11 protein-coding genes are annotated in these 14,738 nt (G+C 63.3%); 10 read left to right on the top strand and 1 reads right to left on the bottom strand.

The window, feature by feature from the left end; all coding sequences use genetic code 11:
* The first annotated feature begins 35 nt into the window (after positions 1-35).
* The 10 genes from bcoG to CO666_RS10750 all read left to right on the top strand — a co-directional run bounded on the left by bcoG (position 36) and on the right by CO666_RS10750 (position 13,744).
* On the top strand, positions 36-938 hold the full coding sequence (gene bcoG, locus CO666_RS10795) for a 3-dehydrocarnitine:acetyl-CoA trimethylamine transferase BcoG (protein ID WP_097612062.1): 903 nt from the start codon (positions 36-38) through the stop codon (positions 936-938).
* A 7-nt stretch (positions 939-945) separates the two neighbouring features.
* Positions 946-2,436: a carnitine 3-dehydrogenase gene (locus tag CO666_RS10790; protein WP_097612061.1), complete on the top strand. Its 1,491-nt coding sequence runs from the start codon at positions 946-948 to the stop codon at positions 2,434-2,436.
* Between the two features lie 10 nt (positions 2,437-2,446).
* Positions 2,447-3,607 (top strand): acyl-CoA dehydrogenase family protein, encoded by a 1,161-nt coding sequence (locus CO666_RS10785; protein ID WP_097612060.1) that lies wholly within the window; start codon positions 2,447-2,449, stop codon positions 3,605-3,607.
* Between the two features lie 4 nt (positions 3,608-3,611).
* Positions 3,612-5,666 carry an acetate--CoA ligase family protein gene (locus CO666_RS10780; RefSeq protein WP_097612059.1) on the top strand — a complete coding sequence of 685 codons (2,055 nt, stop codon included), beginning with the start codon at positions 3,612-3,614 and terminating at the stop codon, positions 5,664-5,666.
* Between the two features lie 6 nt (positions 5,667-5,672).
* Positions 5,673-6,455, top strand: coding sequence for a carnitinyl-CoA dehydratase (locus CO666_RS10775; RefSeq protein WP_097612058.1), 783 nt, complete (start codon positions 5,673-5,675; stop codon positions 6,453-6,455).
* Between the two features lie 116 nt (positions 6,456-6,571).
* A complete protein-coding gene (locus CO666_RS10770; protein ID WP_097612057.1) occupies positions 6,572-8,161 on the top strand; it encodes an ABC transporter substrate-binding protein in 1,590 nt (529 codons plus the stop codon).
* Positions 8,162-8,258: 97 nt separating this feature from the next.
* Positions 8,259-9,266 (top strand): ABC transporter permease, encoded by a 1,008-nt coding sequence (locus tag CO666_RS10765; protein ID WP_097612056.1) that lies wholly within the window; start codon positions 8,259-8,261, stop codon positions 9,264-9,266.
* Complete coding sequence (locus CO666_RS10760) at positions 9,263-10,090, top strand: ABC transporter permease (protein WP_097612055.1); 828 nt, start codon at positions 9,263-9,265, stop codon at positions 10,088-10,090. Before CO666_RS10765 ends, CO666_RS10760 begins: the two co-directional genes overlap by 4 nt.
* Positions 10,083-11,714 carry an ABC transporter ATP-binding protein gene (locus CO666_RS10755; protein WP_097612054.1) on the top strand — a complete coding sequence of 544 codons (1,632 nt, stop codon included), beginning with the start codon at positions 10,083-10,085 and terminating at the stop codon, positions 11,712-11,714. Before CO666_RS10760 ends, CO666_RS10755 begins: the two co-directional genes overlap by 8 nt.
* Before the next feature lie 26 nt (positions 11,715-11,740).
* Positions 11,741-13,744, top strand: coding sequence for a CocE/NonD family hydrolase (locus CO666_RS10750; protein WP_097612053.1), 2,004 nt, complete (start codon positions 11,741-11,743; stop codon positions 13,742-13,744).
* A gap of 3 nt (positions 13,745-13,747) precedes the next feature.
* Here the strand turns inward: CO666_RS10750 and CO666_RS10745 are convergent, their stop codons facing one another.
* Positions 13,748-14,659: an alpha/beta hydrolase gene (locus CO666_RS10745; protein WP_097612052.1), complete on the bottom strand. Its 912-nt coding sequence runs from the start codon at positions 14,657-14,659 to the stop codon at positions 13,748-13,750.
* Positions 14,660-14,738: the final 79 nt, after the last annotated feature.

The following is a 14,738-nucleotide window of genomic DNA, read 5'->3' as shown; positions in this document are numbered from 1 at the left end:
TCGCGTAATGGGGACAAGACGGGGAGAACAAAAACATGCCTCTAGCGATGAACCGCGATGTCTTCATCACCTGCGCCGTGACCGGCGCCGGCGATACGGTTTCGAAATCCAGCCACGTTCCCATTACCCCCAAGCAGATCGCGGAGTCCGCGATCGACGCCGCCAAGGCTGGGGCGGCGGTTGTTCACTGTCATGTCCGCGATCCGGAAACGGGAGCGGCCAGCCGCCGCAACGATCTCTACCGGGAGGTCACCGACCGCATCCGCTCGGCCGATGTCGACGTCGTCCTCAATCTGACCGCCGGCATGGGCGGGGATCTGATCTTCGGCGATGTCGAAAGACCCCTTCCCCTCAACGTAAAAGGCACCGACATGGCGGGTGCTACCGAGCGCGTCAGCCATGTCGCCGAATGCCTGCCGGAGATCTGCACGCTCGACTGCGGCACGATGAACTTCAACCTCGGCGACTATGTCATGACCAACACGCCGGCGATGCTGCGGGCGATGGCAAGCAAGATGACGGCTCTCGGCGTGCGGCCCGAGATCGAGGCTTTCGACACCGGCCATCTCTGGTTCGCCAAGCAACTCGCCGAAGAAGGGCTGATCGAAGACCCGGTGCTGATCCAGCTTTGCATGGGCATCCCTTGGGGCGCGCCCGACGATCTCAACACCTTCATGGCGATGGTCAACAACGTGCCTCAGAGCTGGGCCTTTTCGGCCTTCTCGATCGGCCGCAACGCCATGGCCTATCCGGCCGCAGCGGTTCTCGCCGGCGGCAACGTCCGCGTCGGCCTCGAGGACAACCTCTTCGTCGGCAAGGGCCAGCTCGCCACCAATGCGCAGCTCGTCGAAAAGGCGGTGCAGGTGGTGGAAGGCATGGGCGCCCGGATCATCGGTCCTGAGGACGTCCGCAAGAAACTCAAACTGACAAAGCGCTGAGGGCGGGATGACAGGGATCAGCAAGGCAGCTTGTATCGGCGGCGGCGTCATCGGCGGCGGATGGATCGCCCGTTTCCTGCTCGCCGGCATCGACGTTGACGTGTTCGATCCGCATCCGGAGGCGGACCGCATCGTCGGTGAAGTAATCGCCAATGCCGAAAAAGCCTATGCCATGCTGACCGGCGCGCCGTTGCCGCCGCGCGGCAGACTCACCTTCTGCAAGACGCTTGAGGAGGCTGTCGCCGGCGCCGACTGGATTCAGGAAAGCGTTCCGGAGAGGCTCGACCTCAAGCGTGGTGTCCTCACGCAGATCGATGCCGCGGCGCGGCCCGACGCCCTGATCGGCTCTTCCACCTCGGGCCTGCTGCCGACCGATCTGCAGCGCGACATGAAGCATCCCGAGCGCCTTTTCGTTGCCCACCCCTATAATCCCGTCTATCTCTTGCCACTCGTCGAAATCGTCGGCGGCGAGAAGACCTCGGCCGCGACCATCCAGGCGGCGATGGACAGACTTCAGCCGATCGGCATGAAGGGTGTCCATATCGCCAAGGAAATCGAGGCCTTCGTCGGCGACCGGCTGCTCGAAGCGCTCTGGCGCGAGGCCCTTTGGCTGATCCACGACGACATCTGCACCGTCGAGACGCTCGACGACGTCATCCGCTATTCCTTCGGCCTGCGCTGGGCGCAGATGGGACTGTTCCAGACCTACCGCATCGCCGGCGGCGAAGCCGGCATGCGTCACTTCCTCGCCCAGTTCGGCCCCTGCCTCGCCTGGCCCTGGACCAAGCTCACCGATGTCGTCGATCTCGACGAGGCGCTGATCGAAAAGATCGGTCGGCAATCCGACGAACAAGCTGGGGGTCTTTCGATCCGCGAACTCGAACGCATCCGCGACGAAAATCTCGTCGGCATCCTCCAGTCCCTCAAAGGCGGCGACAGCGGCAAGGGCTGGGGCGCCGGCAAGCTCCTGAAGGATTTCGAACAATCGCTCTGGGCGAAGGGCGGCGGTGCGGCCGCGTCCTTCGATCCAGCGAAGTCGCTGCGGCTCGTCGAAACCAAGGTGAGCCCGGCCTGGGTCGACTATAACGGCCACATGACCGAACACCGCTACCTCCAGGTCTTCGGCGACACCTCAGATGCGCTGCTGCGCCTGATCGGCGTCGATCTCGCCTATGTCGAGGCGGGGCAGAGCTACTATACGGTGGAAAGCCACATCCGCCATCTCGGCGAAGCCAAACTCGGGCAGGCGATCCATTCGACTTGTCGAATTCTTGATGTCGACGAGAAGCGGCTGCATGTCTTTCACACGCTGTATGACACGACGACTGGTGAAGTTCTCGCGACCGCCGAGCAGATGCTGCTGCATGTCGACAGCAAAGCGGGCAAGGCCGCCCCGGCGCCAGCCGCCGTGCTCGACAAGGTCAAGGCGATCGCCGCGGTTCATGCGGAATTGGCGCTGCCCGAAGGCGCCGGCCGTCACGTCGGCCAGAGGCGGTAGGAGGAGCGGCATGGATTTCGGTCTCAGCCAGGAACAGGAAATGATCGTCGAGACGGTTCGCGGCTTCGTCGAAACCGAAATCTATCCGCATGAGAACGAGGTTGAGCGCACTGGTTTCGTTCCGCCCGAGCTTGGACGCGAGATCCAGCGCAAATGCATCGATCTCGGCTTCTACGCCTGCAATTTCCCCGAGGAGGTCGGTGGCGCCGGTCTCGACCACCTTACTTTCACGCTGGTCGAACGGGAGCTCGGGCGCGGCTCGCTGGGCCTGACGGTGTTCTTTGGCCGGCCCTCCGGCATTCTGATGGCCTGTGAGGGCGAGCAGCGCGAGCGTTATCTTCTGCCGGCCGTGCGCGGTGAGAAGATCGACGCGCTCGCGATTACCGAGCCCGATGCCGGTTCCGACATGCGCGGCATGAAATGCACCGCCCGCCGCGACGGCGGTGATTTCGTCCTGAACGGCACGAAACATTTCATCTCGCATGCCGACGTCGCCGATTTTGTCATCGTCTTTGCCGCGACCGGTGAGGAGGAGACGCCGAAAGGCATCAAGAAGAAGATCACCGCTTTCCTCGTGGATCGAGGCACGCCGGGCTTCGAAATCCTCAAGGGCTACGAGTCTGTTTCGCATCGCGGCTATCACAATTGCACGCTGAGCTTCGAGGATTGCCGTATTCCCGAAGCCCAGGTACTGGGCGAGGTGCATCGCGGCTTCGATATCGCCAATCAATGGCTTTACGGCACGCGGCTGACGGTCGCCGCCACCTGCGTCGGCCGGGCGCGGCGTGTCTTCGATCTGGCGCTCCCCTATGCCGCCGAGCGCAAGCAATTCGGCAAGCCGATCGGCGCCAATCAGGGCGTTTCCTTCAAGCTCGCCGACATGATTACCGAGATCGACGCGGCCGACTGGCTGACGCTTGCCGCCGCCTGGCAGCTCGACGCCGGCCGCCCCGCGGATCGGCAGATTGCTTCGGCCAAGCTCTATGCCTCCGAAATGCTCGCGAGGATCACCGACGAGGCGATCCAGATCTATGGCGGCATGGGCCTGATGGATGACCTGCCGCTTGCCCGCTTCTGGCGCGACGCCCGCGTCGAGCGCATCTGGGACGGCACCTCCGAAATCCAGCGGCACATCATCAGCCGCGATCTGCTTCGGCCGCTGGGAGCGTGAGCCGATGACCTCAAGACCGCTCGATCGCCTGCTCAGACCGCAAACGATCGCCGTCTTCGGCGGCCGTGAGGCGCGCAGGGTGATCGAGCAATGCGACCGCATGGGCTTTTCAGGCGAGATCTGGCCGGTCCATCCCAAACTCGACGAGGTGCTCGGGCGGCGGTGTTATCGCTCCGTATCCGATCTGCCATCGGCTCCGGACGCCGCCTTCGTCGGCGTCAACAGGACGCTCACCGTCGACATCGTGCGCAGCCTTTCTGCGGCCGGCGCCGGCGGAGCGGTCTGTTATGCCTCGGGCTTCAGCGAGGCGACGGCGGAACTCGGCGACGGCGCAGATCTGCAGCAGGCGCTGCTGGCGGCGGCCGGCGACATGCCGATCCTCGGCCCCAACTGTTACGGGCTGATCAATGGTCTCGATGGCGCACTGCTCTGGCCCGACCAGCACGGGATGAAACGCATCGAATATGGTGTCGCGATCCTCACACAGTCTTCCAATATCGCCATCAACCTGACCATGCAGGCACGCGGGTTGCCGATCGCCTATGTGGTGACGGCAGGCAACCAGGCGCAGACGTCGCTTGCCGATGTCGCCTGCGCATTGATCGACGATCCGCGCATCACGGCGGTCGGCCTTCATGTCGAAGGGTTCGGCGATCTCTCCGGCCTCGAACGCCTTGCCGCCATTGCCCGCCGGTTGAAGAAGCCGGTCGTCGTGCTGAAGGTCGGCAGGTCCGAACAGGCAAGACATGCGACGGTGTCGCACACCGCCTCGCTCGCCGGCAGCGATGCGGTGGCCGATGCCGTGCTTGCCCGCCTCGGCATCGGCCGTGTCCAAAGCCTGCCGGCCTTGCTGGAAACCCTGAAGCTGCTGCATGTCGCCGGCCCTCTGCCAAGCCATTCGATTTCGTCGATGAGCTGCTCCGGCGGCGAAGCTTCGCTGATGGCCGATGCCGCCGTCGGCCGCAATGTCGAATTCCCGGCGCTGGAGCCGCAACAATTGCCGCGTCTGCGGCGGGTCCTCGGCGAGATGGTGGCGCTCTCCAATCCGCTCGACTACCACACTTTCGTCTGGGGCGATTTCGAACGCCAGACCGAAGCCTTCAGCGCCATGTTCGAAGGCGGCTGTGCGCTCAATCTCGTCGTCCTCGATTTTCCGCGCGGGGACCGCTGCGATGCGGCCGAATGGGTGATGACGGCGGACGCGGTGATCGCCGCGGCCACTGCCACCGGCGCGCTGGCCGGCCTTCTGGCGACCCTTCCCGAGAATATGCCCGAACCGGTCGCCGATCGGCTGATGGCGAATGGCATCGTCGCCTTTTCAGGCATCGACGAAGCCATCATTGCGGCGGAAGTCGCCGCCGGTATTGGCAAGGTCTGGGATCGCCCGCCTCCCCTGCCGCTGCTCGACGTGCCGTCCATCGACGGCGAAATCGAGACGCTGACAGAAGCCGATGCGAAAACGGAACTTGCTGCCTGCGGCCTCCCTGTTCCCTGGGGGCTGCAGGCTTTTTCTCCCCGCGAAGCCGCAGAGCAGGCCGAGCGGCTCGGTTTTCCTGTCGTGCTGAAGGGCCTCGGTATTGCGCACAAGACCGAGGCCGGCGCCGTCGTGCTCAACCTGAGGGATAGTGAGGCGGTGTTGAACGCGGCGGCGGCAATGCCGCCGAACGGCGGCTATCTCGTCGAAAAGATGATCGATCCGCCGGTCGGCGAACTCATCATCGGCGCCGTCCGCGACCCTGTCTTCGGATTGTCGCTCACCTTGGGAGCGGGCGGAATCTTCGTCGAATTGCTCGAAGATTCCGTCATCCTGCCGCTTCCGGCGACGAAAACCGAAATTCATGCGGCGATTTCTCGCCTCAAGCTGGCAAAATTGATCTATGGCTATCGCGGGCGGGCGAAAGGCGATCTCGACGCTGCGGTTGCCGCCATCGCAGCAGCGGCAAATTATGTCGTAATGAACGCGTCATGCCTGGAGGAACTGGACATTAATCCATTGATGGTTCTTCCCGAAGGGCGCGGGGTTGCCGCAGTCGATGCTTTCATACGGCGGAGGAGGTAGCAGAGGTTGAGCGATCCCATTCGCACACGACAGGACGGCGGCGTGCTGGAAGTCGTCATCGACCGGCCGAAGGCGAATGCCATCGACCTTGCGACCAGCCGTGACATGGGATTGATCTTCCGGGATTTTCGCGACGACCCGGCCTTGCGCGTCGCCATCGTGTCGGGCGCGGGCGAAAAGTTTTTCTGCGCCGGCTGGGACCTCAAGGCGGCGGCATCAGGCGATGCGGTCGACGGCGATTATGGTGTCGGCGGCTTCGGCGGGCTACAGGAATTGCGCGACCTTAACAAACCCGTGATTTGTGCTGTCAACGGCATCTGTTGCGGCGGCGGGCTGGAGATCGCGCTTTCGGCCGATCTGATCATCGCCGCCGAGCATGCGAGTTTCGCCCTGCCGGAAATCCGCTCGGGCACGGTCGCCGATGCCGCTTCGATCAAGCTGCCGAAGCGCATCCCCTACCACATCGCCATGGACATGCTCCTGACGGGCCGCTGGCTCGACGTTCACGAGGCGCATCGCTGGGGTTTCATCAACGAGATCCTGCCGGCCGAGCGGCTGATGGAGAGAGCCTGGGAGCTTGCCCGGCAGCTGGAGAGCGGGCCGCCGCTCGTCTATGCGGCGATCAAGGAAATCGTGCGCGAAGCGGAGGGTTCGACGTTCCAGACTGCCATGAACAAGATCACCAAACGGCAGTTTGCGACCGTCGACAGGCTCTATTCGAGCGAAGACCAATTGGAAGGCGCGCGGGCTTTCGCGGAGAAGCGAAGCCCCATTTGGAAAGGAGAATAGGGAGGCGGCAGCAACCGCAGCATTTTCCCGCATGATGCGGGCACCGGAGGCGGAGAGGAAACCGCCTGCGATCCTGCCCGGAAGTTCTGTCAACGCACCAAAGAAGGAACTGGGGAATGAACGACTATACGAAATATCTCGCAAGCCGCGTCACCGCGGGCGGGCTCAGCCGCCGCGAATTCATGGGACGCGCCATGGCGGCCGGCATCACACTCGCCGTCGCCGACAAGCTCTTCACCGAAAGTGCTGAAGCGGCCGAACCGAAACGCGGGGGCCACCTGAAGCTCGGCCTCGAAGGCGGCGCTGCCACCGATTCCAAGGACCCGGCGAAATTCCTGTCGCAATTCATGTTCTGCGTCGGCCGCTGCTGGGGCGACATGCTGGTCGAATCCGACCCGCTGACGGGTGCTGCCGTGCCGGCGCTTGCCGAATCCTGGGAGCCCTCGAAGGACGCGGTGACCTGGACTTTCAAGATCCGCAAGGGCGTCAAGTTCCACGATGGCAAGGAACTGACGATCGACGACGTCGTTGCGACGCTGAAGCGTCATACCGACAAAAAATCGGAATCCGGCGCGCTCGGTGTCCTCGGCTCGATCAAGGAGATCAAGGCCGATGGCGGCAATCTCGTCCTGACGCTCAGCGAAGGCAATGCCGACATGCCGCTGCTGCTCTCCGACTATCATCTGGTCATCCAGCCGAACGGCGGCGTCGACGATCCGCTCGCCTCGATCGGCACCGGTCCCTACAAGCTCACGAGCTTCGAGGCCGGGGTCCGCGCCACTTTCGAGAAGAACAAGGACGACTGGCGCAGCGACCGCGGTTACGTCGATTCGATCGAGATCATCGGCATGAACGACGCCACCGCCCGCATCGCGGCGCTGTCGTCCGGTCAGGTGCATTATATCAACCGCGTCGATCCGAAGACCGTCAACCTGCTGAAACGCGCGCCCAATGTCGAGATCCTCTCGACCGCCGGCCGCGGCCACTACGTCTTCATCATGCATTGCGACAAGGCGCCGTTCGACAACAACGATCTGCGCCTGGCGCTCAAATACGCCATGGACCGTGAGACCATGGTGCAGAAGATCCTCGGCGGCTACGGCAAGGTCGGCAACGACTTCCCGATCAACGCCACCTATGCGCTCTTCCCGGAAGGCATCGAGCAGCGCACCTATGATCCCGACAAGGCCGCGTTTCACTACAAGAAATCAGGCCATAGCGGCTCCGTCCTTCTGCGCACATCGGAAGTCGCCTTCCCCGGCGCCGTCGATGCGGCCGTCCTCTATCAGGAAAGCTGCAAGAAGGCCGGCATCGAGATCGAGGTCAAGCGCGAACCGGGCGACGGCTACTGGACCAATGTCTGGAACGTCCAGCCCTTCTCGACCTCCTATTGGGGCGGGCGGCCGACCCAGGACCAGATGTATTCCACCGCTTACCTCTCGACGGCGGACTGGAACGACACCAAGTTCAAGCGTCCCGACTTCGACAAGCTCTTGCTGCAGGCCCGCTCCGAACTCGACGAAGCCAAGCGCAAGGAACTCTACCGGACCATGGCGATGATGGTGCGCGACGAGGGCGGCGTGATCCTGCCGATGTTCAACGACTTCGTGAACGCCTCCACCAAGCAGGTGAAGGGTTATGTCCACGACATAGGCAACGACATGTCGAACGGCTACGTCGCGACCCGCGTCTGGCTGGACGCCTGATGGCAAAGGGGCGCCTGCCCCTCCGATCTCCAATGAAGCCGGGACCGTGGGATGAAAGCCTGCGGTCCTCCCGACGTTTCAGCGCTAGGTCTTCGCCATGACCAATCCTGTCCCCAGCAATATCCTGCCCGGCCTCCGGTTCCGGCAGCGTTTTCCGCTGCTTGCCCTCATCCTCGAGCGCTTCGTGCTCAGCATCGTCCTGCTTTTTGCCGTGTCCATCCTGATCTTCGGCGGCCTGGAAGCTTTGCCCGGCGATTTCGCCACCACCTATCTCGGCCAGTCGGCGACGCCGCAGGCCGTCGCCAATATCCGTGAGGATCTCGGGCTCAATCGCCCGGTGACGACGCGTTATGTCGAATGGCTCGGCAATGCCGTCCAGGGCGATTTCGGCACCTCGTGGGCCAGCAAGAATTCGGTGAGCGAACAGATCGGCAAGCGCTTGGGAAATTCGCTCTTTCTGGCGGGTTTCGCAGCGCTGATCTCGGTGCCGCTCGCCGTCGGGCTCGGCATGTTCTCGGTGCATTTCCGCAACCGCATGCCGGATAAGATCATCAACGTGATTTCGCTGGCGGCGATCTCGCTGCCGGAATTCTTCATCGGCTACCTCTTGATCCTGTTCTTCGCGGTGAAGTTCGGCATGGCGACCTTTCCGGCGACCGTCTATGACAGCATGGGTTTCGTCGAGCGGCTGAAGGCGATTGCGCTGCCGACGGCGACCCTGGTGCTCGTCGTGCTCGCCCACATGATGCGCATGACGCGGGCAGCAATCCTCTCCGTCATGTCGTCGGCCTATATGGAGACCGCCGAGCTGAAGGGTCTCAGCGGCTTCCGCTCGATCGTCAAGCACGCCGCTCCCAATGCGCTGGCGCCGATCATCAATGTCGTTGCATTGAACCTCGCCTATCTCGTGGTCGGCGTCGTCGTTGTCGAGGTGGTCTTCGTCTATCCCGGCATGGGGCAATATATGGTCGATGCGGTCACCGTGCGCGACATGCCCGTCGTGCAGGCCTGCGGCCTGATCTTCGCGGCCGTCTACATCTTCCTCAACATGACGGCGGATATTCTGGCGATCGTCGCCAATCCCCGGCTGAGGCATCCGCGATGAGAGCAAGAGACATCCCCATCACCGCCTGGATCGGCATAGCAGGCATCGCCGTTGCCTTCATCTTCGCGATCTTCGCGCCCTGGATCGCGCCCTATGGCGAGACGCAGGTCGTCGGCGACGTCTGGGCGCCTGCCGACGCCAATTACGTCTTCGGCCTCGACAATCTCGGCCGCGACATCCTCTCGCGCCTGATCTACGGCGCGCGCACGACGCTGCTCGTCGCCTCCGCCGCCACCATCATCTCCTTCTCGCTCGGGGTCATTTTGAGTTTCACCGCAGCAGTGTCACGCGGGCTGATCGACACGGTCTTGTCGCGCTTCAACGATTTGATGATGTCGATCCCGACGCTGATCTTCGCGCTGGTGGTGCTGGCGGTGCTGCCGCAAAACATGATCGTTCTGATCCTGGTCATGGCGATCCTGGACTCCACCCGCGTCTACCGTCTCGGCCGCGCTGTGGCGCTCGATGTCGCGGTGATGGAATTCGTCGAGGCGGCCAAGCTGCGCGGCGAAGGCAAGCTCTGGATTATCTTCCGCGAAATCCTGCCGAACACGCTGTCGCCGCTGCTGGCCGAGTTCGGGCTGCGCTTCGCCTTCTCGATCCTGTTCCTCTCGACACTGTCCTTCCTCGGCCTCGGCATTCAGCCGCCGGCAGCCGATTGGGGCGGCATGGTCAAGGACAACAAGGACGGCATCATCTTCGGCATCTCGGCCGCGCTGGTGCCGGGCACGGCGATTGCCGTGCTTGCCGTCTGCGTCAACCTCGTCGTCGACTGGCTCCTGAAACGCACATCCAGCCTTAAGGGAGGGCGCGGCGATGCCTGAGCTTCTTTCCGTTCGCAATCTGAAGATCGAAGCGACCAGCTATCCGCCGGGGGAGCCGCCCAAGCGGGTGACGATCGTCGACGGCGTTTCCTTCGACCTGCAGAAGGGCAAGGTTCTCGGCCTGATCGGCGAATCCGGCGCCGGCAAGTCGACGATCGGCCTTTCCGCACTCGGCTACGGCCGGGGCGGCGCCGAAATCACCGGCGGCGAGGTGCGGCTCGACGGAGCCGATATCCTGGCGCTTGGGAAGAACGGCATCCGCAAAATCCGCGGGGCGCGGGTCTGCTATGTCGCGCAGTCGGCGGCCGCCGCCTTCAACCCGGCGCATAGGCTCGGCGACCAAGTGATCGAGGCGTCGGTCAAACATGGGTTGATGAGCAAGGACGAGACGCGCAAGCGGGCGCTTTATCTGTTCCGTGTCCTCGGCCTGCCCAATCCGGAAAGCTTCGGCGAGCGCTTTGCCCATCAGGTCTCCGGCGGCCAGTTGCAGCGGGCCATGACGGCAATGGCGCTCTGCTCCAACCCTGAACTCATCGTCTTCGACGAGCCGACCACCGCACTCGACGTCACTACGCAGATCGACGTGCTGGCGGCGATCAAGCATGCGATCGAGGAAACGCACACCGCCGCCCTCTACATCACCCACGACCTTGCTGTCGTCGCCCAGATCTCGGACGACATCATGGTGCTGCGCCATGGGAAACAGGTCGAATATGGCAGCGTCAAGCAGATCATCGAGGCGCCGCGGCAAGACTATACGCGTGCCCTCGTCAATGTCAGGCAGGCCTATCGCGACGAGGCCGCCGATCAGTCCGCGGCCCTTCTCAGGATAGAAAACGTCAGCGCCGAATATTCCAACGGCTTCAAGGTGCTGCACGACGTTTCGCTGCACGTGCCGAAGGGACAGACGCTCGCGGTTGTCGGCGAATCCGGCTCGGGCAAATCGAGCTTGGCGCGCGCCATTACCGGCCTCCTGCTGCCGAGCAGCGGCCGCATCCTCTTTGACGGCAAACCGCTGATGCCCGATCTCAAGAGCCGGCCGAACGACGACCTCAGACGCATCCAGTTGATCTACCAGATGGCCGATACGGCGATGAACCCGCGCCAGACGGTGCGCGACATCATCGGCCGGCCGCTGACCTTCTATTACGGCCTGAGAGGTGCGGAGAAGACCGCCCGGGTGAAGGAATTGCTCGACCAGATCGAAATGGGCAACGGCTTCATCGATCGTTATCCGGCCGAACTCTCCGGCGGCCAGAAGCAGCGTGTGGCGATTGCCAGAGCCCTTGCCGCCAAGCCTGAACTCATCCTCTGCGACGAGCCGACCTCGGCACTCGACCCACTGGTGGCCGAGGGTATCCTCAAGCTGCTGCTACGCCTGCAGGAGGAAGAGCAGCTCTCCTATATCTTCATCACCCACGACATCGCGATCGTCCGGGCGATCGCCGACAGCGTGGCGGTGATGCATCGCGGCAGACTGGTACGGTTCGGGCCGAAATCGGTGGCGCTGTCGCCGCCCTTCGACGATTATACCGATCTGCTGTTGAAATCCGTGCCCGAGATGGAAATCGGCTGGCTGGAACGGGTGCTTGCCACGCGGCGCATGGAGAGCGCCGGTCACTGAAAGGCCGATCACTGAAAGGAACGAGCATGGCCTCGCGCGGCTTCACCACCATCGAGAACGAATGGATTACCCTCAAGGATGGAACGCGGCTTGCCGCGCGCATCTGGATGCCTGACGGCGCGGCAGACGATCCGGTTCCCGCCGTTTTCGAATTCCTGCCCTATCGCAAACGCGACGGAACCAGCCTTCGGGACGAGTCGACCTATCCGGTCTTCGCGGCCGCAGGCATTGCCGGCGTGCGTGTCGATATCCGCGGATCGGGAGAATCCGAAGGCGTCATCGATGGCGAATATACCGAGCGTGAGCTTGCCGATGCCTGCGAGTTGATCGCCTGGATTGCCGCGCAGCCGTGGTCGAACGGCTCGGTCGGCATGATGGGAATCTCCTGGGGGGGCTTCAACAGCCTGCAGGTCGCGGCATTGCGCCCGCCGGCGCTCAAAGCCGTCATCTCGATCGCCTCGACCGTCGACCGTTACAACGACGACATTCACTACAAGAATGGCTGTCATCTTTCCGCGCAGCTCTCCTGGGCGGCGACCATGCTCGGCTATCAGTCGCGCCCGCCGGATCCTGTCCTTATCGGCGAGCGCTGGAAGGAGATGTGGCTGGAACGCCTGGCCGGCGAGCCCTTCTTCATGGAGGAATGGCTGAGCCACCAGCGGCGCGACGATTTCTGGCGTCATGGCTCGATCTCGGAGGATTTTTCGAAGGTGGAGGTCCCGGTGCTGGTGATTGCCGGCTGGGCGGACGGTTACCGCAATACGCCTCTGATGACGGTCGAAGGCCTCGGTGAAAAAGCCAAGGCGCTGATCGGTCCCTGGGTTCACAAATATCCGCACTTCGCCTGGCCGAAGCCGCGCGCCGATTTTCATGGCGAAGCAATCGCCTGGTGGAACAAATGGTTGCGCGGGGAGGACAATGGCGTCGACGGGCTGGCGCAGACCCGCGCCTATATCCTCGATGCGATCCGCCCTGCCGCGCGCCGCGACAGAGATCCTGGCTTCTGGATCGCTAGGGATGTCTGGTCGCCGCCGCACATGCAATGCTTCTATGTCGAGCAATTCGGCCGGCTGACGGAGGGCATGCCGATCCCGCATGCGCCAGAGCATCCCGTCCATCTCCATTCTCCGCACGACACCGGCACGGCATCAGGGGAATATTTCACGCTGAAGCCCGACGCCGAATTGGCGATCGATCAGCGCTCGGACGATGCCGGTTCGCTGGTCTTCGATACGATGCCGCTTGCCGGCGATTGCGATTATCTCGGCCGGCCCGTGTTGACGCTTGCGCTGCGCGCCCACGCAATGGGCGGCAATCTCTGCGCCCGGCTCGTCGACGTCCATCCCGACGGCACGGCTATGCGGGTTGCCTTCGGCGTCCTCAATCTCACCCATCGCGACGGCAATGCCGATCCGAAACCGCTGGTGCCGGGCGAGACGGTGTCGATCCGGCTCGTGCTCGACGCCTGCGGTTACCGCTTCCGCAAGGGACATCGCATCCGCCTTTCGCTCTCCACCGCCTATTGGCCGATGATCCTGCCACCGCCTGAAGACGAGGGCATCGAAGTCGATATCACTTCGCTCGGCCTGGGGCTGCCGATGCTCGGCGAGCACCAGCGGATCGACATCGAAGAACCGGCCAATCCCGATCCCTTGCCGAAATATATCGAGCACGCGGCCGCGGCGACGAAGCGGCAGGTCGTTCGCGACCTCTCGGCCAACCGGACGGAATATCATATCCATGAGGATAGCGGGCTTACCGAACATCCTGAGACCGGCCTGTCGACCCGGCAATTGCGGGAGGAGGTCTGGTCGATTGCACCGAATGATCCGCTATCGATGACCGGGACGTCGACCTGGACCTGCGACATGCGCCGGCCCGGCTGGTTTGCCCGCACGGTCGCGACGGCGCGAATTGCCTGCACCGGGACCGAGTGGATCATCAGCGCCGTCGTCACCGCTTTTGAAGATGACGTGCAGATCTTCGAGAAGGTCTTTGCGGAGAAGCGGATCGCGCGCGACCTGATGTGATCGTTAGAGCCTTGAAAAATGTCTGACGGCCTCGCAAACGGCGCGGAAGCCTTCCTGCGCGCCATCGCTGATGTGGCGGGCCCGCAGCCATGCATGCACCATCTGCGGCTCCTCCCGGAACCAGACTTCGACACCTTCGGCGGTGAGCCGGGCGGCATATTGCCGTCCGTCGTCCCGGAGCGGATCGAAATGGGCGACCGTGATGAAGGCTGGCGGCAGTCCCGCAACCGAAGATGCCGTCAACGGCTGGGCGATTTCGTTTCCATCAGGCGCCTGCAGGATATCGCGGTAATAGGCGACGTCCGCCGTCGTCAGGCCGGGCGCCGCGGCCATTTCGACATAGGAACCGGCATCGAGGTCGCCGCCGAGCGCGGGGTAGATCAGGACCTGGCCGACAATGCCGGTTAGGTCTTCATCGCGTGCCCGCAAGGCAAGGCCGGCCGCAAGGTTGCCGCCGGCGCTGTCGCCGATCAGCACGACCTTGTTGCTGGCGGCAAGCAGATGTTTGAGCACGGCGAAACCGTCATCCGTCTGTGCCGGCCAGCGATATTCTGGGGCCAGCCGGTAATCGACGGAAACCAGTTCTGCGCCGGCAAAATCGGCGATCTCGGCGCAGATGGCGTGATGGCTTTCGAGCGAACCGACGACGAAGCCGCCGCCGTGAAGATAGAGCAGGATGGTGCGCGTGCTGATCTTCCGTGGGCGATAGCGCCGGATCGGGATACGCTGGAGCATGCCGTCCGCAAAGATCATATCCGGGGGAGCCGAGCGGTCGAAGCGGGCGCAAAGAGCGTCGTACCAATGCCGCTGCTGCTCGACCGATGCCTGGACGGCATCCGGCGGATAGAAACTATCGCAAATCTCGAGAAACTGCAGAATGCCCTTTTCGGTGGGGACAGGCGATGGAGCGGACATGCAGGGTCCTTTCGATTTGGGACGTACAGATCATGTCCCTGGCCGACTCTGACCCCATCATGCGCCTTTGCCTCGAGGG

The sequence above is a fragment of the Rhizobium chutanense genome (assembly GCF_002531935.1).
Taxonomy (GTDB): Bacteria; Pseudomonadota; Alphaproteobacteria; order Rhizobiales; family Rhizobiaceae; genus Rhizobium; species Rhizobium chutanense.
The sequence above is the reverse complement of the archived record's forward strand: the minus strand, read 5'-3'. Positions and strand labels throughout refer to the sequence as shown.